At 70.7% G+C, this 19,181-nt stretch carries 18 protein-coding genes, 2 pseudogenes and 1 riboswitch; of the genes and pseudogenes, 7 read left to right on the top strand and 13 right to left on the bottom strand.

The features are described 5' to 3' along the window. Positions 1–77: 77 nt before the first annotated feature. The 10 genes from OG395_RS41310 to ribD all read right to left on the bottom strand — a co-directional run bounded on the left by OG395_RS41310 (position 78) and on the right by ribD (position 8,666). On the bottom strand, positions 78–1,223 hold the full coding sequence (locus OG395_RS41310) for a hemolysin family protein (protein WP_327247477.1): 1,146 nt from the start codon (positions 1,221–1,223) through the stop codon (positions 78–80). After that, positions 1,220–2,590 (bottom strand): hemolysin family protein, encoded by a 1,371-nt coding sequence (locus OG395_RS41305; protein WP_327247476.1) that lies wholly within the window; start codon positions 2,588–2,590, stop codon positions 1,220–1,222. The genes OG395_RS41310 and OG395_RS41305 overlap by 4 nt, the downstream gene beginning before the upstream one ends. 183 nt (positions 2,591–2,773) lie before the next feature. Continuing rightward, a complete protein-coding gene (locus OG395_RS41300; RefSeq protein ID WP_266988062.1) occupies positions 2,774–3,238 on the bottom strand; it encodes a PH domain-containing protein in 465 nt (154 codons plus the stop codon). A gap of 44 nt (positions 3,239–3,282) precedes the next feature. Next, positions 3,283–4,131, bottom strand: coding sequence for an ATP phosphoribosyltransferase (gene hisG / locus OG395_RS41295; RefSeq protein WP_327247475.1), 849 nt, complete (start codon positions 4,129–4,131; stop codon positions 3,283–3,285). A 66-nt stretch (positions 4,132–4,197) separates the two neighbouring features. Next, positions 4,198–4,470 carry a phosphoribosyl-ATP diphosphatase gene (locus OG395_RS41290; protein ID WP_018524273.1) on the bottom strand — a complete coding sequence of 91 codons (273 nt, stop codon included), beginning with the start codon at positions 4,468–4,470 and terminating at the stop codon, positions 4,198–4,200. A gap of 35 nt (positions 4,471–4,505) precedes the next feature. Further along, on the bottom strand, positions 4,506–4,991 hold the full coding sequence (gene ribH / locus OG395_RS41285; RefSeq protein ID WP_266988058.1) for a 6,7-dimethyl-8-ribityllumazine synthase: 486 nt from the start codon (positions 4,989–4,991) through the stop codon (positions 4,506–4,508). Between the two features lie 29 nt (positions 4,992–5,020). Beyond that, positions 5,021–6,319: a bifunctional 3,4-dihydroxy-2-butanone-4-phosphate synthase/GTP cyclohydrolase II gene (locus tag OG395_RS41280; protein WP_327247474.1), complete on the bottom strand. Its 1,299-nt coding sequence runs from the start codon at positions 6,317–6,319 to the stop codon at positions 5,021–5,023. Beyond that, a complete protein-coding gene (locus tag OG395_RS41275; RefSeq protein WP_327247473.1) occupies positions 6,316–6,960 on the bottom strand; it encodes a nicotinamide mononucleotide transporter family protein in 645 nt (214 codons plus the stop codon). The genes OG395_RS41280 and OG395_RS41275 overlap by 4 nt, the downstream gene beginning before the upstream one ends. Continuing rightward, entirely contained in the window at positions 6,957–7,565 is a 609-nt protein-coding gene (locus OG395_RS41270; protein WP_327247472.1) for a riboflavin synthase, read from the bottom strand. Before OG395_RS41270 ends, OG395_RS41275 begins: the two co-directional genes overlap by 4 nt. Further along, positions 7,566–8,666 (bottom strand): bifunctional diaminohydroxyphosphoribosylaminopyrimidine deaminase/5-amino-6-(5-phosphoribosylamino)uracil reductase RibD, encoded by a 1,101-nt coding sequence (gene ribD, locus OG395_RS41265; protein ID WP_327247471.1) that lies wholly within the window; start codon positions 8,664–8,666, stop codon positions 7,566–7,568. Between the two features lie 159 nt (positions 8,667–8,825). Beyond that, positions 8,826–8,956, bottom strand: a riboswitch (FMN riboswitch). Positions 8,957–9,232: 276 nt separating this feature from the next. On the opposite strand from ribD, the pseudogene OG395_RS41260 reads away from it, so the two are divergent. After that, positions 9,233–9,547: pseudogene (locus OG395_RS41260) on the top strand (chitinase); the annotation flags it as partial. A 73-nt stretch (positions 9,548–9,620) separates the two neighbouring features. On the opposite strand, the gene OG395_RS41255 reads toward OG395_RS41260, so the two are convergent. Next, positions 9,621–10,793, bottom strand: a complete 1,173-nt coding sequence (locus OG395_RS41255; RefSeq protein WP_327247470.1) for an RNA-guided endonuclease InsQ/TnpB family protein — start codon at positions 10,791–10,793, stop codon at positions 9,621–9,623. Between the two features lie 220 nt (positions 10,794–11,013). On the opposite strand from OG395_RS41255, the pseudogene OG395_RS41250 reads away from it, so the two are divergent. Further along, positions 11,014–11,444 (top strand): annotated as a pseudogene (locus tag OG395_RS41250) (chitinase C-terminal domain-containing protein); the annotation flags it as partial. A 90-nt stretch (positions 11,445–11,534) separates the two neighbouring features. Beyond that, entirely contained in the window at positions 11,535–12,290 is a 756-nt protein-coding gene (locus OG395_RS41245; protein WP_327247469.1) for an SDR family oxidoreductase, read from the top strand. Positions 12,291–12,415: 125 nt separating this feature from the next. Here the strand turns inward: OG395_RS41245 and OG395_RS41240 are convergent, their stop codons facing one another. Then, positions 12,416–13,606 (bottom strand): ROK family transcriptional regulator, encoded by a 1,191-nt coding sequence (locus tag OG395_RS41240; protein ID WP_327247468.1) that lies wholly within the window; start codon positions 13,604–13,606, stop codon positions 12,416–12,418. 148 nt (positions 13,607–13,754) lie between these two features. Between OG395_RS41240 and OG395_RS41235 the strand changes: the two genes are divergently transcribed. Continuing rightward, positions 13,755–14,984 (top strand): MFS transporter, encoded by a 1,230-nt coding sequence (locus OG395_RS41235; RefSeq protein WP_266988042.1) that lies wholly within the window; start codon positions 13,755–13,757, stop codon positions 14,982–14,984. Positions 14,985–15,145: 161 nt separating this feature from the next. Here the strand turns inward: OG395_RS41235 and OG395_RS41230 are convergent, their stop codons facing one another. Then, on the bottom strand, positions 15,146–15,448 hold the full coding sequence (locus OG395_RS41230) for a hypothetical protein (RefSeq protein WP_327247467.1): 303 nt from the start codon (positions 15,446–15,448) through the stop codon (positions 15,146–15,148). Between the two features lie 234 nt (positions 15,449–15,682). Between OG395_RS41230 and OG395_RS41225 the strand changes: the two genes are divergently transcribed. The 3 genes from OG395_RS41225 (at position 15,683) to OG395_RS41215 (ending at position 19,165) form a co-directional block, all read left to right on the top strand. Continuing rightward, on the top strand, positions 15,683–17,107 hold the full coding sequence (locus OG395_RS41225) for a uracil-xanthine permease family protein (RefSeq protein ID WP_327247466.1): 1,425 nt from the start codon (positions 15,683–15,685) through the stop codon (positions 17,105–17,107). 288 nt (positions 17,108–17,395) lie between these two features. After that, the gene (locus OG395_RS41220) at positions 17,396–18,304 is read left to right on the top strand and encodes a UTP--glucose-1-phosphate uridylyltransferase (protein WP_327247465.1); all 909 of its coding nucleotides are present in this window, start codon (positions 17,396–17,398) and stop codon (positions 18,302–18,304) included. 159 nt (positions 18,305–18,463) lie between these two features. Further along, positions 18,464–19,165, top strand: a complete 702-nt coding sequence (locus OG395_RS41215) for a DUF5995 family protein (protein WP_327249622.1) — start codon at positions 18,464–18,466, stop codon at positions 19,163–19,165. The last annotated feature ends 16 nt before the right edge of the window (positions 19,166–19,181 follow it).

The raw sequence follows: 19,181 nt of genomic DNA, 5'->3' as shown, positions 1-19,181 counted from the left end.
GGTGGGCGGTTTGTCCTCGATCGCCGGACGGGCTTCACTAAGCGCCCGTCCGGCGAGGAGACCTGGCACGACCGTCCTCAGTCGACGGACACGCTCGAGTGGGCCGACGGGCCCGATGCGGTTGCCAGTGGTTGCAGTTCGTCCGGGACCGGGGCTGTCGGCGCCACGTCCACCGTCCGGCGGGGTATCGAGATCCGGTGCGCGGGGTCGCGCACCTCGCCCACCAGCATTTCCAGGACGTCCTCCATCGCGACCAGGCCGAGGATCCGGCCCGACGCGTCGGCGACCTGGGCCAGATGGGTGGCGGCGCGGCGCATCACCGTCAGGGCATCGTCCAGGGGCAGCTCCGCGCGCAGTGTCGCCATCGGGCGCCAGATGTGCTGCGGGACCGCCCGTTCGCCGTCCTCCAGGTCGAGGACGTCCTTGACGTGCAGATAGCCCATGAACGGTCCGCCGCCCTCCGCGCAGACGGGGAAGCGTGAGTAGCCGGTCCGTACGGTCAGCTCCTCGATCCTGCGCGGGGTGACCGACGGGTCCACCGTCACCAGGGCTGACCTGGCGAGCAGCACATCGGTGACCGGTCTGCTGCCCAGCTCCAGGGCGTCCTCCAACCGCTCCTGCGCTTCCGGTTCCAGTAGTCCGGCCTGGCCGGAGTCCTCGACGAGCCGGTTGAGCTGCTCGCTGGTGAAGACGGCCTCGACCTCGTCCTTGGGTTCGACGCGGAAGAGCCGGAGCACCAGCCGGGCGCAGGCGCCCAGCGCCGTGGTGACGGGGCGGCACACCCGGGCGAAGCCGACCAGGGCCGGGCTGAGCCACAGTGAGGTCTTCTCCGGGGCTGCCATCGCCAGGTTCTTCGGGACCATTTCGCCGATGACGAGGTGGAGGAAGACCACGAGGACGAGCGCCAGCACGTAGCCGAGCGGGTGAATGAGTCCCTCGGGGATGTGAACCGCGTGGAAGACCGGCTCCAGCAGGTGGGCGACGGTCGGTTCGGCGACGGCTCCGAGGGTCAGGGAGCAGACGGTGATGCCGAACTGGGCGGCGGCCATCATCTGCGGCAGGTTCTCCAGCCCGTACAGCACTTGGCGGGCCCTGCCGGACCCGGCCGCCGCGAGAGGTTCGATCTGGCTGCGGCGTACGGAGACGAGTGCGAACTCGGCACCGACGAAGAAGCCGTTCGCCAGGACGAGGAGCCCGGCGAAGAGCAACTGGACGACGCTCATCGTGCGGCCTCCAGGACACCGCGGGCGGCCGAGGGCTCGTCGACCGGTTCGGCCACATCGGCGACGCGTACGAAGCGGACCTGCTCCGCGCGGTAGTGACCGACCTGGCGGACCGAGATCCGCCAGCCCGGCAGCTCGGCCCGGTCCCCGGGGGCGGGGATCCGCCCGAGCAGATCGGCGACCAGTCCGGCCACCGTCTCGTACGGTCCTTCCGGTACGTCGAGGCCTATCCGGCGCAGGGTGAGGACCCGGCAGCTGCCTTCGGCGTCCCAGGCGGGACGGCCGTCCTCGGGGGCGGCGGCGACCAGTTCGGGCCGGTCGGCGCCTTCCGCGTCGTGCTCGTCCCTGACCTCGCCGACCAGCTCCTCGATGATGTCCTCCAGGGTGACGACCCCGGCGGTGCCACCGTACTCGTCGACCACGACGGCGATCGGCTGCTCCTTGCGCAGGCGCTGGAGCAGCTGTTCGACCGGGAGTGTCTCGGGTACGAGGAGGGGCGGTACGGCGATCCGGCCCGCGGTGGTGCGCAGGCGTTCCTGGGCGGGCACGGCGAGCGCGTCCTTGAGGTGGATCATGCCGACGACCTCGTCGATCCGGTCCCGGTAGACCGGGAAACGGGAGAGGCCGGTGGCGCGGGTGAGGTTGAGGACGTCCGCCGCGGTGGCGGTCGACTGCAGGGCGCTGACCTTCACGCGCGGGGTCATGACGTGCTGCGCGGTGAGTCCGGCGAGCGACAGGGTCCGTACGAAGAGATCGGCGGTGTCCTGTTCGAGAGTGCCCGCCTCGGCGGAGTGCCGGGCCAGGGAGACCAGTTCACCGGGGGTGCGGGCGGAGGCCAGCTCATCGGTGGGTTCGACGCCCAGCAGACGGACCAGCCGGTTGGCGACGGTGTTCAGCAGCGTGATCACCGGCCGCAGAGCACCGGCGAAGCGGTGCTGGGGGCCGGCCACGAACCGGGCGACCTGGAGCGGCCTGGAGACCGCCCAGTTCTTCGGTACGAGCTCGCCGATCACCATCTGGACGGCGGAGGCGACGAGCATCCCGATCACCACGCTGACGCCGGGTACCGCCCCGTCGGGGAGGCCGGTCGCGGTGAGGGGTCCGGCGAGCAGCTGGGCGAGGGCCGGTTCGGCGAGCATGCCGACGACCAGTGAGGTGATGGTGATGCCCAGCTGGGTGCCGGAGAGCTGGAAGGAGAGCTCGCGCAGGGCATCGACGACGGTACGGGCCCGCCGGTCGCCCTCGGCGGCGGCGCGCTCGGCATCCGGTCGCTCCACCGTGACGAGCCCGAATTCGGCCGCCACGAAGAATCCGTTGGCGAGGATGAGAAGGAATGCCGCACTCAGAAGCAGCAGGGGGATGGTCATACCGCCGCCTCCTGGGAAGGGGCGGCGCAGGTACTACCGGACGATCCGTCCATTGCTGGAGGGAGTCACTCCTTGGGTCGCAGGAAAGCCCCGCCGGCCTTGGGGCCTCTGGTGCGGGGCGGGGCGCACAGGGCGCCACCGCCCTCCAGAGTAATCAAGAAGTGGCCGTGCGGGGCAGGGGGCTCAGCCGTTCTCCGTACAGGTGCCGTGGTTCTCGGCGAGTGCGCGGAGCGTACGGGCGTCGCGAATGGCCTGTTCCTTGGCGATTCCGGGCTGGATGCCGAGGGCGGGCATGCTGGTCCCGTCGCTGAGGTCGAGAAAGACCCACGGGTCGCCGACGCGCAGGTTGACGCGGAGGATCTCCGCCCAGGACAGCCGTCGGGTGCGGGTGAGATTGACCACGGTCACCCCGTGGTCGTCGGCGACGACCTTGGGGCGGCTGAGCAGAGCCAGGACGGCGAAGAAGAGCAGCGCGGTGAAGATGAAGCTGACCCGCTCCCCCGGGCTGAGCTGCTCCAGGCTCATCGCGATGACGGTGATGACGACGAACATCGCCGCTCCCACGGTCAGCAGGACCACCCGGGTACGGGTCGGCCGGAAGGTGACCGGGAGGGTGGGAAGTTCGGGCCGGGGCGCGGGGGCGGACATGGTGTTCTTCTGTCTTCCGGAGGTGATCGCTGGCGGTCCGGCCGTCAGAGGCGGCAGGCGTGGATGGCCGTGGTGAGGATGGCGCGGGCGCCGAGTTCGTACAGGTCGTCCATGATCCGCTGGGCCTCCTTGGCGGCCACCATGGAGCGCACGGCGACCCAGCCTTCGTGGTGCAGCGGGGAGATGGTCGGCGACTCCAGGCCCGGGGTGAGGGCGACGGCGCGCTCCAGGTGCTCGACGCGGCAGTCGTAGTCCATCATCACGTAGCTGCGGGCGACCAGGACGCCCTGGAGGCGGCGGAGGAACTGCTGCACCTTGGGGTCGTCCTCGGCGGCACCCGTCCGGCGGATGACGACGGCTTCCGACGTCATGATCGGCTCGCCGATCACTTCGAGTCCCGCGTTGCGCAGGCTGGTGCCGGTCTCCACCACATCGGCGATGACCTGGGCGACACCGAGCTCGATGGCGGTCTCGACCGCGCCGTCGAGGTGGACGACGGAGGCGGTGACGCCGACGTCGGCGAGGTGCTTGGCCACGATGCCCTCGTAGGAGGTGGCGATCGTCATGCCGTCGAAGTCCTGCGGCCCTGCGGCCGTGCCGGGCTTGGTGGCGTAGCGGAAGGTGGAGCGGGCGAAGCCGAGCTGCAGGATCTCCTCGGACTGCGCGCCGGAGTCCAGCAGCAGATCGCGGCCGGTGATGCCGATGTCGAGACGGCCGGAGCTGACGTAGATCGCGATGTCGCGCGGGCGCAGGTAGAAGAACTCGACCTCGTTCTCGGGGTCGACGAGGACGAGTTCCTTGGACTCCTTGCGCTGCTGGTAGCCGGCCTCATGGAGCATCGCCATCGCAGGCCCGGAGAGAGAACCCTTGTTGGGGACGGCGATGCGCAGCATGAGGTCAGGTTTCCTTTGTGCGAAGGGAATTTCTGCGGACGTGACGTGCGGAGTGCGGAAGTGTGCTCAGAGGTGGGCGTAGACGTCGTCGAGAGAGATTCCGCGGGCGACCATCATCACCTGGACGTGGTACAGCAGCTGGGAGATCTCCTCGGCGGCGGCGTCCTTGCTCTCGTGCTCGGCGGCCATCCAGACTTCGGCGGCCTCCTCGACGACCTTCTTGCCGATGGCATGGACGCCCTTGTCCACCAGCTCGGCGGTGCGGGAGGTGGACGGGTCGCCGTTGGCGGCCTTGAGCTGCAGCTCGGCGAAGAGCTCTTCGAAGGTTTTGTTCGCCATGATGGTCCTTAGCGTACGGGGTCCCGGCCCCCCGTTCAGCGCCAGGGCTCGCTGACGGTGCGAAGCGTGGCGGCGGTGGCGACGGCCGCAGTGACCGCTTCGTGCCCCTTGTCCTCGTTGGAACCTTCGAGTCCGGCCCGGTCGAGCGCCTGCTCCTCGGTGTCACAGGTCAGTACGCCGAAGCCGACCGGGACACCCGTGTCGACGGCGACCTGGGTGAGCCCGTTGGTGACGCCGTGGGACACGTACTCGAAGTGGGGGGTGCCGCCGCGGATGATCACGCCGAGGGCGACGATCGCGTCGTAGCCGCGGCCGGCGAGGACCTTGGCGACGACCGGAAGTTCGAAGCTGCCGGGGACCCGGAGCAGGGTCGGTTCGTCGATGCCGAGCTCGTGCAGGGCGCGCAGCGCGCCGTCGACGAGGCCGCCCATGACCTTCTCGTGCCACTGGGCGGCGATCACCGCCACCCGCAGGTCACCGCAGTTGCGTACGGACAGTTCGGGTGCGCCCTTGCCGCTCATGTCTCTCCTACCGCTCGTTTCCGTGCTCGTTACTGGTTGCCGCAGGTCGACACCGAGGCGGTGTCGAGCCAGGGCAGGTCGTGTCCCATGCGGTCCCGCTTGGTGCGCAGGTACCGCAGGTTGTGCTCGCCGGCCTGGACGGGCATCGGCTCGCGTCCGGTGATCGCCAGGCCGTGCCGCAGGAGCGCGGCGGTCTTGTCGGGGTTGTTCGTCATCAGCCGGACGCCGTGGACGCCGAGGTCCTTGAGGATCTGGGCGCCTGCCGCGTAGTCCCGGGCGTCGGCGGGCAGGCCGAGCTCCAGGTTGGCGTCGAGGGTGTCGACGCCGCGCTCCTGGAGTTCGTACGCGCGCAGCTTGGAGAGCAGGCCGATCCCCCGGCCCTCGTGGCCGCGCAGATAGACGACGACGCCGCGGCCCTCTTCGGTGATGCGCTGCATGGAGGCGTGCAACTGGGGGCCGCAGTCGCAGCGCTGGGACTGGAAGATGTCGCCGGTGAGGCACTCGGAGTGGACCCGGACGAGGATGTCGTCGCCGTCACCGAGGTCGCCGTGGACGAGCGCGACGTGCTCGACGCCGTCGACGGTGGAGCGGTAGCCGTACGCGGTGAAGTCGCCGAACGACGTCGGCAGCCGGACCTCGGCCTCGCGGCGGACGGTCGGCTCGGCGGAGCGGCGGTACGCGATCAGGTCCTCGATCGAGATGATCGTGAGGCCGTGTTTGCGGGCGAACGGGACCAGCTCCGGCAGCCGCAGCATGACGCCGTCCTCGCCCGCGATCTCGACGATCGCTCCGGCGGGGCGGAGCCCTGCGAGCCGGGCCAGGTCGACGGCGGCCTCGGTGTGGCCGTTGCGGACCAGGACACCGCCGGTCCTTGCCCGGAGCGGGAAGATGTGGCCGGGGCGCACGAAGTCGCCGGGGCCGGCCTGACCGCCCGCCAGCATCCGGAGCGTGGTGGCCCGGTCTGCGGCGGAGATGCCGGTGGTGACACCGTGCGCCGCGGAGGCGTCGACCGAGACGGTGAACGCCGTGCGCATCGACTCGGTGTTGTGGGTGACCATCTGCGGCAGGTCGAGCCGTTCCAGCTCGTCGTTCTCCATGGGTGCGCAGATCAGGCCCCGGCACTCGCTCATCATGAAGGCGACGATCTCGGGGGTGGCCTTCTCGGCGGCGATGACGAGGTCGCCCTCGTTCTCCCGGTCCTCGTCGTCGACGACGACGACGGGGCGGCCGGCGGCGATGTCGCGGATCGCCTGCTCGACGGGGTCGAGGGACAGGTCCTCGGCCATGCTGTGGTCTTCCCGGTGCAACCAGGTGGGCTGGGCAGTCATGCCGTGGCTCCTTCCAGAGCGGGTGTCCGCGTACGCAGCCACCAGTCGCGCATGCCCCACAGGACGAGGGCGCCGTAAATGACGTAGACGAAGCCGGAGAAGGCGAAGCCGTTGGCGAAGTTCAGTGGCACGCCGACCAGGTCGACCAGGAGCCAGGCGAACCAGAACTCGACCATGCCGCGCGCCTGGGCGTACATCGCGACGACCGTGCCGACGAAGATGTACGCGTCGGGCCACGGGTCCCACGACAGTGTCGGGAACGCGGTGAACAGGCCGCCGACGGCGAGCGTGCCGAGGGCCGCGCCGCCGACCAGGTAGGCACGCTCGCGCCAGGTGGCGAACCGTACGGCGATGGAGCCGTCCTGGGCCTGCTGCCTGCCGCGGTTCCACGACCACCAGCCCCACCCGGCCACGACGATGACCACCAGCTGCTTGCCCGCGCTGCCCGAAAGGTGTGCGGAGGCGAAGGCGACCAGGAGGATCACACCGGAGAGCAGCTGGGCGGGCCAGGTCCATATCGAACGCCGCCAGCCGAGCGCGAGGGCCACCAGACCGACCGTGTTGCCGATCATGTCGGACCACTTGATGTGCTGGCCGAACTGGGCGAAGGCCTCCGAGTTGAGCCAGTCGACCGCGCTCACTTCGTGTCCTCCCGGTCCCGGTCGCCGAGCAGCCGCTCGACGTACTTCGCGATGACGTCCACCTCGAGGTTGACCGGGTCCCCGGGCTCCTTGATGCCGAGCGTGGTCAGGGCGAGGGTGGTGGGGATGAGGCTGATGGTGAAGTAGTCGGGTCCGGCGTCGACGACGGTCAGGCTCACGCCGTCGACGGTGATCGATCCCTTCTCCACCACGTAGCGGGTCAGCTCCGCCGGGAGGGAGATCTTCACGATCTCCCAGTTCTCGGAGAGCTTGCGCTCCACGATGCGGCCCGTGCCGTCGACGTGTCCCTGGACGATGTGTCCGCCGAGCCTGCCGCCGAGCGCCATGGGGCGCTCCAGGTTGACCCGGGAGCCGGTGTCCAGAGCGCCGAGGCTGGACCGGTTCAAGGTCTCCGCCATCACATCGGCGGTGAATTCACCGTCGCCGAGGTCGACGACGGTGAGGCAGACGCCGTTGACGGCGATGGAGTCGCCGTGCTTCGCGCCTTCGGTGACGACGGGACCGCGCAGGCGGAATCGGGAGGCGTCGCCGAGCTTCTCGACGGCGGTGACCTCACCCAGTTCTTCGACAATTCCGGTGAACACTCAGTTTCCCTTCCGGGCAGGGCCGGGGACGGCGGTGATGCGCAGATCGGGGCCGATGCGTACGGTCTCGGTCACATCGAGGCGCAACGCCTGGGCGATGGTGGAGATTCCGGCGTCGGCGAGGGCTGCGGGGCCCGCGCCGAGGAGCACGGGGGCGAGGTAGCCGACGACCTTGTCGACCGTTCCCGCCGCGACGAAGGCCCCGGCCAGGGTCGGGCCGCCTTCGAGGAGTACGGAGCGGACGCCGCGCCCGTGCAGGGCGGCGAGCAGGGCGGGGATGTCCAGGCCGCGGCCGGTGGCGGCGCGCGGCAGCCGCAGGACGGTTCCCTCGGGAAGACGGCCGGTGTCGGCGTCGTCGGCGACCGCGATCAGGGTGGGAGCCGTGGTGTCGAGGACGCGGGCGCCGGGCCGTACCGCGGTGGCGTCGGTGTCGACGACGACCCGGAGCGGCTGCACGGCACCTTCGATGCCACGTACACCGAGCTGGGGGTCGTCCGTGCGGGCGGTGCCGGAGCCGACCACGACGGCGTCGGCCTCGGCGCGCAGCCGGTGGACGTCGGCGCGGGACTCCGCGGAGGTGATCCAGCGGCTGGTGGCGTCGGCGGCCGCGATCCGGCCGTCGAGGGTCGCCGCGTACTTCCACAGCACATACGGACGCCCGAGCCGCACCGAGGTCAGCCAGGCGGTGTTGCCTGCCTCGGCGAGTTCGCCAAGGAGTCCCTGCTCCACGGTGACCCCGGCGGCACGGAGGGTGTCCGCACCCCCGGTGGCCTGCGAATTCGGGTCGGCGACCGCGTACACGACACGGCTGACGCCGGCCTCGATCAGCGCTTGGGCGCAGGGGCCGGTACGGCCGGTGTGGTTACACGGTTCGAGGGTGACGTAGGCGGTGCCGCCACGGGCCTTCTCGCCTGCTTCGCGCAGGGCGTGGATCTCGGCGTGCGGCCCGCCGGCGCGCTGGTGGAAGCCTTCACCGGCCGGCTGTCCTTCGGCGTCGAGGATCACGCATCCGACGACCGGATTGGGGCTGGTGGAGCCGATTCCGCGGGCGGCGAGCGCGATCGCTCGGCGCATGGCGGTGGTGTCGGCTGCGATGTCCACCGGGTCCTCCTGCCTCTTCGGGCACGGACTCCGGGGCCTGTCGATGACGACAGATGAAGCGGAACGCAACAGGGGACGCCGAAACCGAAGACACGGACGCAGGTGTTCCGGGGATCCCGGAAACGCGTCCGCCGACGGCGGCGTACCTGTGACGGCCCGCCGCGCACTGCCTCCCATCCGGACTTTAACCGTCGGTCCAGGAATCCCACCTGGTCAACCGGCCGCTGGATGCGGACGGGTCGCGGACTATAACCGCCGGTTCGGAATTGCACCGACCCCGGAGTGCGCTGCTGCTGGTACACGATCAGTGTGCCACGCCTGCTCATGGGCCATGCGGGTGAGTGCCTGTGGAGTCGCTCACAGACGGTCCCGGGGAGCCCTCCGGGCGGGTTCGTATCAGGACGTCCCATGGGTAATGGTCCAGACCTATTGACTCAATGGTCTAGTCCTCTTAATCTCTGCGTCACCTCCGAGGAACGGCCCCGCGGTGTGCGCACGCCCGTGGCCCAACACGACCCACCCCCTTGCCAGTTGTGTTCTGCCGACCTCCCTAGGAGGAACGACACGTGCTGTCCCCCACTCGTGCGAGAGCCACCCTGCTCGCAGCCGGCGTAGCCGTCGCCGGACTGCTCATGGGCTCGCTCGCCGCCACCCCGTCGGCCGCCGCCGACCAGGAGTCCTGTCGCCCCGACGGGCTCTACGAAACCCCTGGCGTCCCGGTCCCCTACTGCTCTGTCTACGACAGCGACAGGCGCGAGAAGATGGGCGCCGACCACCAGCGGCGGGTCATCGGATACTTCACCAACTGGCGGACCGGGAAGGACGGCAAGCCCGCCTATCTCGCGTCCGGCATCCCCTGGGACAAAGTCACCCATGTCAACGGCACGGGACTGAGGTCCCGGGCTTGCTGCTCGGGTCATCGATGGCTTCGATGAGTCCGGCTGCGTCCAGCTCTCACGCGATCAGCGTAAGAGCAGGGGCCGTTGACTCGACCCCGCAGACCCACACGTACCACCCTCTGTGGGCGATGTTGTGGGACGAGTTGTGGTCCGCGTGCTCAACGAAGCCGCAGGACCGGCAGGCGAACACAGCCCGGGAGGGCCGGTTGCCGCGTTCGACGTGATGACAGTGCGAGCATTCCTGGCTGGTGTACGCCGGATCGACATACACCACCGCCACCCCGGCCTTCTTCGCCTTGTAGCCGATGAGGGCGCCGAGCTGGTGGAATGGCCAGGAGTGGAGCGTGGTGCGTTGGGGCTTCCTTAGCCGGGCCCGCTCGCGGATCCCTGTGAGTTCTTCCAGGGCGATCCCGCGACCGGTGCGTGCAGCCTCCGCCACGATCTGCTTACTGGTCTTGTGGTTGATGTCCTTGTTACGGCGGGCCTCGCGGCCCGCGTACTTCTTCGCACGCCGTTTCGCGGACTTCGTGCCCTTCTTCTGCAGCTTGGAGCGCAGAGCCCGGTCCTTGGCCCGTTTGCGGTTGATCCGGCGCCCGGAGTACTTGGCGCCGTCGCTCGTGGCGGCGATGTTCACGATCCCGAGATCCACGCCGATAAAGGCGGCCGGGTGCGCGTTCGGTTCGGCCTCGGGGATCTCGCAGGTCGCGATCAGATACCACTTCCCGTCCTGGCACAGCAAGTCGGACTCACCCTGCCGGTGCCGGGCCAGGACCTCCAACTGTTCTGCCTGTCCGGTGAAGGCCACGTTCTTCATGCGCCCGCCGGTGGTCCAGATCGAAACGGTGCGCCGCTCGTGCTGCCAGGACAGCATCCGGTCGTCGTACGGCTGGGCCGCCTGGGGCCGGAAGGCTAACGGCTTGCCCGAAGCCCGGGTGTGACGCTTCGAGCCGGGCTTGCCGTAACGGCCGTTACGGAGGTTCGCGGCCAGGGTGGTGTAGGCGTCGCAGGTCTTCTTGATCGCGTGCTGGGCGGCCTGTGCCCCGAGCCCCCACCTGGACTTGATCTCCCGGTAGGTCAGCGCGCGCAGGGGCAGGTTCTTGCGGACGCGCTTGTCGAAGGCGACCTGTGCGGCCCAGGTCGCACCCTCGTTGCAGGCGGTCAGGGTCGCCTCAAGCACCGACGCCTGCACGGGCGTCGGCAGCAGCTTGACCCGCACAACCAGCTTCACAACCACGGACCTTGATGCGCCAGTCGCACAAACCGCCCAGGTTCGTACATCTTCTGCCCGAACCGGCGATCTATCGCCCACGCGTTCGCCTGTCCGGCTCCGCCAGGCGGCTGTGCGGGCGCTCCGTGCCTGAAAGCGCGACGCTGCGGCGCTCCGCGCCACCCACCAAGGACGCGGTTCCTCCCGGGGTCGAAGCCCCGGGGTTCCTCCCGGGATTCCACTGAAGGGCGACTGCAACCGCGTCTCGCTGAAGCTGCCCGCCTGGCAGACGCTGGCGCCCGGCGTCTCGGTACAGGTGAACTTCGTCTACTACCTGCCGACCTCCACGCCGTCGAACTGGACGGTGACCTTCGGCGGGAAGTCGTACGCCCTGGCCGCCGATCTGGCGCGCGGCACCACGGTGGTCGAGCCGGGCACGGGGACCAGCCCGTCGCCCACCCGTCGACCAGCCCCGCCCCGTCGACGAGCCCGGGCCCGGATCCGACCGGTGGCAGCTGCTCGGCGGCCGCCTGGAGTGCGACCGCGGAGTACGGCGCGGGCGCGACCGTCGGCTACGGCTCGCACCGGGGGAAGGCCAAGTGGTGGACGAAGGGCGAGACGCCCGGCACCACCGGCGACTGGGGTGTCTGGCAGGACCTCGGCGCCTGCTGACCCGGCTCCCATGACCGCCCGGCGGTGATCGGTTCGCCCCCGATCACCGCCGGGCTCCGCCCATTCCCCGGTCTCTGGCAGGCTGGGACCATGACGACGATTCCGGTGACCGGCGGAACCGGAACACTCGGACGACAGCCGGCGGACCGGCTGCGCGCCGAGGGGAACGACGTCCGCGTGCCGAGCCGCCACTCACAGCCGTACGCCGTCGATCTGCGCGACGGTACGGGGCTCGACGCGGCGGTCGCCGGCGTGGACACGATCGTGCACTGCGCCTCCACGCCGCGCGGCGGCGACGACACGGCGGCCGGACACCTCATCGAGGCGGCGAAGCGCGCCGGTGTCCCCCGTCTGGCCTATATCTCGATCGTCGGTGTGGACCGGCTGCCGCTCGGCTACTACACGGTCGAACGGCGCGTGGAGCGGATGATCGAGGATTCGGGGCTCGGCTGGACGATCCTGCGGACCACCCAGTTCCACGACCTGGTGCTGCGCATCCCCGACGGAGCCGCCCGGCTGCCTGTGATGCCGCTGCCCGCCGGGGTGCGGATGCAGTCCATCGACACCGGCGAAGTCGCGGACCGGCCCGCCGAGTTGGCGGTGGCCGGTCCGGCAGGTCGGGTGCCGGAGCTCGGAGGGTCGGAGGTGCGGGAGCTGACGGAGTCGGCCCGGGCCTGTCTCCGGGCGACCGGGAGGAAGCGGCGGATCCTCCCCGTACGGCTGGCGGGCAAGGCGTACGCCGGATACCGGCGGGGCGAGCATCCGACACCCGAACGGGCCGTGGGGAAGGCGACGTTCGAGGACTTTCTGGCACAGCGTTTCGGCCGCCCGGAGCGATCCGAGTGAGCCCACGTCGCGACATGTGCGCGGGTCGCTCCGGCCGCCCGGGCTGAGGAGACCTCGGGGCACGCGTGCCGAGCGCCCCGGCCGCCCGGAGGGAGGCCCCGTCGCGTACGGCCTCGTGGCCCGCGTCAGCCGCCCGCGGTGAACAGCTCGTCCTGAGCTGCCTCGCGGGCGGCGAGCAGCGCGCCGCGCAGTACCGCGGAGCCGCCGAGCGCGCCTGCCCGGACCTCTGTGCGCAGCGGGGACATCGCGGCCAGCCGTTCCTCGACCCGGGACGCCAGCGCGTCGCCGCCCGCATGGCCGACCTCGCCCGCGAGGACCACACAGCCCGGGTCGATGACCGAGGCGACGGCGGCGGCACCCACCGCGAGACGGTCCGCGAGCGCGCCGAGGAACGCCTCGCTCTCCCCCTCCCCCGCCAGAGCTGCCCGTACGGCGGACGCGGCGGCGGGTTCCTGTTCCCCGGAGCCCGGCCGCGTATATGCGTCGATGCCGTGCCCCCGCGCCAGTTCACAGACCGGCGCGGAGCCGACCAGGGAGTGGAACCCTCCGTCGCAGTTGGCCGCGGAGGGCACTCCCGTCGCGCCCGGCACGGGCAGGAAGCCGATCTCGCCCGCGCCGCCGGAGGCCCCGCGGCGCAGCTTGCCGTCCAGCATGACGGCGGCGCCGATGCCGTGGCCGAGCCAGAGCAGGACGAAGGTGTCACGGTCGCGGGCCGCTCCGGCGCGATGCTCGGCGACGGCGGCGAGGTTGGTCTCGTTCTCGACGAGCACGGTCGCCGGCAGCCGCTGCTGCAGCACCCGGACCAGGCGGCGGTGCCAGGCGGGCAGGCCGGAGGTGTCGCGGAGCTCGCCGGTGACCGGGTCGATCAGGCCGGGGGCCCCGATGCCGACGCTGTGCAGCGGTGCGGCGCCCGCCTCGCGCGCGGTGCGTTCCAGCAGCGCCGCGGCCTGCTCGGCGGCGGCATGGGTTCCGGTGTCGCTGCCGATCGGCAGGGTGGCCTCGGCGAGCGTGACGCCGAGGAGATCGGCGACGACGACGGCGACGCTGTCGGTCCGTACGTCGAGAGCGGCGAGGTGGGCCCGGTCGGCGACGATTCCGTACAGCCGGGCATTGGGGCCGCGGCGTGCGGCGCCGCTCTCGCCGACGACCCTGACCAGCCCGGCGCCCTGCAGCCGCTCCACCAGATCGGCGACGGTGGGGCGGGAGAGTCCGGTCAGGGTCTTGAGCTGGGTGGCCGTCAGCGGGCCGTCCTGCTGGAGCAGTCGCAGGGCGAGCCGGTCGTTGATGGCCCGGGCGGTGCTCGGTGATGCGGGCATGCCGAGATCCTTCCAGATCACTGCCGCACGGGAACGAACGTCATGGCCTATTTATCAGGCAGGGTTCCTGATAGTTTACTGGCCGCACCGTGGAGAGGGGCGCCGGGGCCACCGGTGGCAGAGAATTCCCAGGGGAGGGAACGGCAGCATGACGACGGATTCCACAGAGACGGTCTTCGGGACGGAGCAGGTGCGGCGGGCCAGGTTCGCCGTCGCCGCGGTCTTCACCGTGCACGGCGCCGTGACCGGCAGCTTCGCCACCCGCGTGCCCTGGATCCAGGACCACGCCGGGGTCAGCGCGGGTCAGCTCGGTCTCGCCCTGGCGTTCCCGGCGGTCGGCGCCTCGCTCGCCATGCCGATGGCCGGTGCGATCAGTCATCGCTTCGGCGCCAGGACGGCGCTGCGCGGGCTGCTGGCACTGTGGACGCTGGCGCTGGTCCTGCCCGCACTGGCGCCGAACCTGCTGACGCTGTGCGCGGCGCTCTTCGTGTACGGGGCATCGGCCGGCATGTCGGACGTGGCGATGAACGCCCTCGGTGTCGAGGTGGAGAACCGTCTCGACAGGTCGATCATGTCCGGGCTGCACGGGATGTGGAGCGTGGGCGCCCTGATCGGTTCGGCGGCGGGCACAGTGGCCGCGCATCTGGGCGCCGACGCCCGGCTGCACCACAGCATCGCCGCCCTCGCGCTCACCGCGCTCGGCCTGATCGCCTGTCAGGGCGTGCTGGATCTGCGCAGCGAGCCGGACGAGGAGCCGCCGCCGCGGTTCACGCTGCCGCCCAGGTCGGCGCTGGTCATCGGCGCGGTGGGCTTCTGCGCGGTGTTCGCCGAGGGGGCCAGCCTCGACTGGTCGGCGGTCTACCTCCGGGACATCATGGACAGTTCCGCGGGACTCGCGGCCGCGTCGACGACGGCGTTCGCGCTCACGATGGCGGTGGCCCGGATCGCCGGGGACAAGGTCGTCGACCGGTTCGGCGCGGTCAGGACCGTGCGGGTCGGCGGCGTGCTGGCGACGGCCGGCGGGCTGCTCGTGGTCACGTCACCGAACTCGGCGCTCGCGATGTGCGGCTTCGGGCTGCTCGGCCTCGGTGTCGCCGTCGTCGTCCCGCTCGCCTTCGCGGCGGCCGGGCGCAGTGGACCGAACCCGAGTCAGGCGATCGCGGGCGTTGCCACCATCACGTACACCTCGGGGCTCATCGCCCCGTCGGCCATCGGTTCGCTGGCCGAGGCGACCTCGCTGATCGTCTCGTTCGGCCTGGTGACGGTGCTGGCATTCGGACTGGTGCTGGGCGCCGGCGTGTTGCGGGCGGGCGACCGCCGGGTCGCGGCGAAGGGGGTCGACGTGCCCGGCACGGCGGCGGCCGAACCCCGCGCCTGAACCGTTCGACCAGGCGGGACCAGGTCTACAGGACCGGGGGCCTGTCCACCTCGCGCGTTCAGCCGGCGATCGAGTCGAGCTGTTCCGCGGCCGGCCGCAGCGCCCGGAGGTCGCCGCCGGGCGGTGTCTCCAGCTGCGGGACAGCCGCCTTGGCCTGCGGGTCACCGGCGTCGGGCGGGCTTTGGCTTGTCGACGACCGTCCAGGGGCCATGACCGAGCCAGCTGTCGGCCTTCGCCGTCAGCGCCTTGACCGCCGTACGCAGGGCGGGGTCGCCGCGGTCGAGCCGGAGCTTCGCCTGCTGGATGCGGTGTCCGTCGATGACCACCGTCCTCGGCGCGCGCGGCGGCGGGCGGTGTCCGTGCGCGGTGGCGGCCGCCGAAGAGGCGGCCGGGACCAGAACGGCGGTCGGAGCGGCCGCGGCGGTGAGCAGGGCGCCGAGACGCCGACGGGGCCTTCCACTCATCGAGCACCTCCCTCACAAAATCAGACATGTGAATGATGTTCACGAGAAAGACCGTGTGAGCGTAGAGCTGCCTGTTCGGACCGACAATGCTTCGCGCACGATTCATGGATGGGACCCGACGTAGGAGTCGACGTAAGGGAACCCCGACACGAGTCAATGGGCGCTCCGGCATTACCATGGCGCTGATCTTTTCCGCGGACCGCGCCGGGCCGGACGAACGGCACCAGGCACCGCATGGACCCACACACGGACACACAGGGAGCGACCATGGGCGGCCTCGGCGTGCGCTGGACCTTGCACGGCGACGGAAAGACCCCCGCACCGGGGGCCGTGGTCCGTCCCGACGAGCGGCTCTCCTGGCCCCGTACGTTCGGGCTCGGCGCCCAGCACGTGGTGGCCATGTTCGGCGCGTCATTCGTCGCTCCCGTACTCATGGGCCTGGATCCGAACCTCGCGATCATGATGTCGGGTGTCGCGACGGCCATCTTCCTGCTGGCCACCCGCGGCCGGGTGCCCAGCTATCTGGGCTGCTCGCTCTCCTTCGTCGGCGTTGCCGCTACCATCCGGGCCAGTGGCGGGGACAGCGCCGTCGTCACCGGGGCGGTCTTCGTCGTCGGCGTGGCACTCTTCCTCGCGGGTCTCGCGGTGCAGCGGTTCGGCGCGCGGATCATCCATGCGGCGATGCCGCCCGTGGTCACCGGCGCCGTCGTCATGCTCATCGGTTTCAACCTGGCGCCGGTCACCGCGTCGACCTACTGGCCGCAGGACCAGTGGACCGCACTGATGGTGATGCTGTTCACCGGAATGGCCGTCGTGTGCCTGCGCGGATTCTTCTCGCGTATCGCGATCTTCCTCGGCCTGGTCTTCGGCTATGCGCTCTCCTGGGTCCTCGACCGGGTCTTCGGCAAGATCCATTCACCGGCGGGCGGCTCCGAGGCGATCGACCACTGGCGGCTCAACCTGTCGGGTGTCTCCAAGGCCGACTGGATCGGACTGCCGTCCTTCCATGCCCCGAGCTTCGAGTGGTCCGCGATCCTGGTCGCACTGCCGGTCGTGATCGCGCTGATCGCGGAGAACGCGGGGCATGTCAAGGCCGTCGGCGAGATGACCGGTGACTCGCTCGACGACAAGCTCGGCACCGCCATCGCGGCGGACGGCGCAGCCTCCATGCTCTCCACCGCCGTGGGCGGCCCGCCCAACACCACGTACTCCGAGAACATCGGCGTCATGGCCGCGACCCGTGTCTACTCCACCGCCGCGTACTGGGCCGCCGCCTGCTTCGCCCTGTTGTTCGGCCTCTGCCCCAAGTTCGGTGCGGTCGTCGCCGCGATCCCGGGCGGGGTACTGGGCGGCATCACCGTCATCCTGTACGGAATGATCGGCCTGCTGGGCGCCCAGATCTGGATGAGCGGCAACGTCGACCTCCGCAACCCGCTGAATCTGGTACCGGCCGCCGCGGGCATCATCATCGGCGTCGGCGGGGTCAGCCTGAAGATCACCGACAACTTCGAGCTGAGCGGAATCGCCCTCGGCACCATCGTCGTGATCACCGGCTACCACGTCCTTCGGGCCTTCGCCCCGGCCCATCTGAAGACCCAGGAGCCCCTGCTGGACGCCGGTACGTCGTCGTACGACGACACCAGGCCGCCCACGCAGTAGCCACCCCCGGCAGAGGTTCCGCGGGTCATCCGGATGAGCCGGCTGCTTAGAGCCTGTCGGGTCGGGCCGCGGTCGGCCCCCGATATGGCGCCGCCGGCCCGAACGGGGCGAACGGACCCCGAGTCGACGCTGCGCCACCGGGGCGGCCGCGCCGGGGCATGGACCGGCCGGCCATCGGGGAAACGCAGGTCCACGGCACATCGTGGACGCACAGGTCGCTCGGACCAGCTGATAGCGTCGTCGGCCGTGGCACCGAGGGGTGCCGCGCCGGGCTGCCGAAAGGAACTCATGTCCGCCACGATCCGGAGGGCAGTCATCCCCGCCGCGGGCCTCGGCTCACGCCTCCTCCCGCTCACCAAGGCGACGCCGAAGGAGATGCTCCCGGTCGGTGACAAGCCGGTGATCGAGCACACCGTGCGAGAACTCGTGGCCTCGGGCATCACGGACATCACCATCGTCATCTCGGGCGGCAAAGGGCTGATCCAGGACCATTTCCGACCCAACCCGGCTCTCGTCGCCCAGCTCCGCGCGGACGGCAAGACCGCATACGCGGATGCCGTGGAGGAAGTCGGTGAACTGTCCAGGCTCGGCCACATCACCTACCTCGACCAGCACGGCCCGTACGGCAACGGAACCCCTGTCCTCAACGCGGCGCGGAACTTCGGCGACGAGCCGATGCTGGTCCTGTGGCCCGATGACGTCTTCGTCGCCGGGACTCCGCGTGCGCAGCAGCTGATCAGGGCGTACGAGGCGACGAGTTGCCCCGTACTCGCCCTCATGCCGATGAGCCCCGCCGACTCGCACCGTTACGGCGTGCCCGTCGTCAAGGAGGACCTGAACGACGGGCTCCTGCGCATCACCGGCCTCGTCGAGAAGCCGAAGCCGCAGGACGCCCCGTCGGCGTACGCGGCCATCGGTGGATACGTGGTGACTCCCGGCATCATCGACGAGCTGCGGCGGCAGACGGAACGCTGGTACCAGCACCGCACGGGTGAGGTCTACCTGACCGACGCCATCAACGTCTACGCAGGCAGCCGCGCCGTGTACGGGCAGGTCATCGAGGGCCAGTGGTACGACACCGGCAATCCGCTGGCCTATCTCACCGCCCAGTTCGCCGCGGCGCTCGCCGACCCGGAGTACGGCCCCCATCTGCGCAGGCTCGCGCAGGGACTCGGCGACCCGGTGCCCTCCTCCTGACCACGAACCGCCGCGCCGACCCGTGCGGAGCATCGCCGGGCCGGCCTCCGGGTCACCGATGGCTCTGCCGTCGTTCCCCCGTTCCGATGAACCCGCGGCCGGTCGGCGCCCGGACGGGCCCGCGGCTGGGACGCTGCCCCCATGGCGCAGTTCAAGCAGATGGAGCAGTTCACGGACCGGGCCGGTCCCGTCGCCGCGCCGCCCGATGTCACCTCGGTGATCGGGCGGATGCGTGACTTTCAGTCCTCCTGGCCGCCGGTGGACGGGGTGGCGGTCTTCAACCGGGTCTATCTGACGGTCACCGAGACCGTCGACCGGCGGATCGCCGGTGGCGCGTTCGCGGACCGGGCGGCCGCCGCCGCCCTGGATGTGCGGTTCGCGGAGCGCTATCTGACGGCGGTCGACGCGGCGACGGCCGGGCGGCGGCCGCCCGACTGCTGGCGCCCGCTGTTCCAGTACCGGCGCCATCCCGGCGTACGGCCGCTGCAGTTCGCACTGGCGGGCATCAACGCACACATCGGCCACGACCTGGCACTCGCGGTCGTGGACACCTGCCAGGCGCTGCGCTGCGCTCCGCCGGAGCTGGAGGACGAGTTCGACCAGGTGGGCGATCTCCTCGTGATGCTGGAGGAGCAGATCCGGGAAGATCTGATGCCGGGGCCCGATCTGCTGGAGGTCGCGGATCCGCTCACCCATCTGCTGGGGTCGTGGAGCCTGGAGCGGGCCCGTGAGGCAGCGTGGTCTGCGGCCCGGGTGCTGTGGCGGCTGCGTGATCTCCCGCTCCTCGCCGAGGAGTTCCGGCAGCGGATGGACGCCGGGGCCGGTCTGGTGGGGCGCTGTCTGCTCACTCCTTGCCGCTGACCGCGCCCCACCGGGT

The organism is Streptomyces sp. NBC_01320, from assembly GCF_035974375.1.
GTDB lineage: Bacteria > Actinomycetota > Actinomycetes > Streptomycetales > Streptomycetaceae > Streptomyces > Streptomyces yanii.
The sequence above is the reverse complement of the archived record's forward strand: the minus strand, read 5'-3'. Positions and strand labels throughout refer to the sequence as shown.

What these genes read in the sequence shown, in the direction of transcription:
- OG395_RS41240 (WP_327247468.1), bottom strand. Translation starts at nt 13,606, where the DNA reads ATGCCCGCATCACCGAGCACCGCCCGGGCCATCAACGACCGGCTCGCC.
- OG395_RS41310 (WP_327247477.1), bottom strand. Translation starts at nt 1,223, where the DNA reads ATGAGCGTCGTCCAGTTGCTCTTCGCCGGGCTCCTCGTCCTGGCGAAC.
- OG395_RS41280 (WP_327247474.1), bottom strand. Translation starts at nt 6,319, where the DNA reads ATGACTGCCCAGCCCACCTGGTTGCACCGGGAAGACCACAGCATGGCC.
- OG395_RS41225 (WP_327247466.1), top strand. Translation starts at nt 15,683, where the DNA reads ATGGACCCACACACGGACACACAGGGAGCGACCATGGGCGGCCTCGGC.
- OG395_RS41290 (WP_018524273.1), bottom strand. Translation starts at nt 4,470, where the DNA reads ATGGCGAACAAAACCTTCGAAGAGCTCTTCGCCGAGCTGCAGCTCAAG.
- OG395_RS41220 (WP_327247465.1), top strand. Translation starts at nt 17,396, where the DNA reads ATGTCCGCCACGATCCGGAGGGCAGTCATCCCCGCCGCGGGCCTCGGC.
- ribH (WP_266988058.1), bottom strand. Translation starts at nt 4,991, where the DNA reads ATGAGCGGCAAGGGCGCACCCGAACTGTCCGTACGCAACTGCGGTGAC.
- OG395_RS41245 (WP_327247469.1), top strand. Translation starts at nt 11,535, where the DNA reads ATGACGACGATTCCGGTGACCGGCGGAACCGGAACACTCGGACGACAG.
- OG395_RS41235 (WP_266988042.1), top strand. Translation starts at nt 13,755, where the DNA reads ATGACGACGGATTCCACAGAGACGGTCTTCGGGACGGAGCAGGTGCGG.
- OG395_RS41230 (WP_327247467.1), bottom strand. Translation starts at nt 15,448, where the DNA reads ATGAGTGGAAGGCCCCGTCGGCGTCTCGGCGCCCTGCTCACCGCCGCG.
- OG395_RS41215 (WP_327249622.1), top strand. Translation starts at nt 18,464, where the DNA reads ATGGAGCAGTTCACGGACCGGGCCGGTCCCGTCGCCGCGCCGCCCGAT.
- OG395_RS41305 (WP_327247476.1), bottom strand. Translation starts at nt 2,590, where the DNA reads ATGACCATCCCCCTGCTGCTTCTGAGTGCGGCATTCCTTCTCATCCTC.
- hisG (WP_327247475.1), bottom strand. Translation starts at nt 4,131, where the DNA reads ATGCTGCGCATCGCCGTCCCCAACAAGGGTTCTCTCTCCGGGCCTGCG.
- OG395_RS41300 (WP_266988062.1), bottom strand. Translation starts at nt 3,238, where the DNA reads ATGTCCGCCCCCGCGCCCCGGCCCGAACTTCCCACCCTCCCGGTCACC.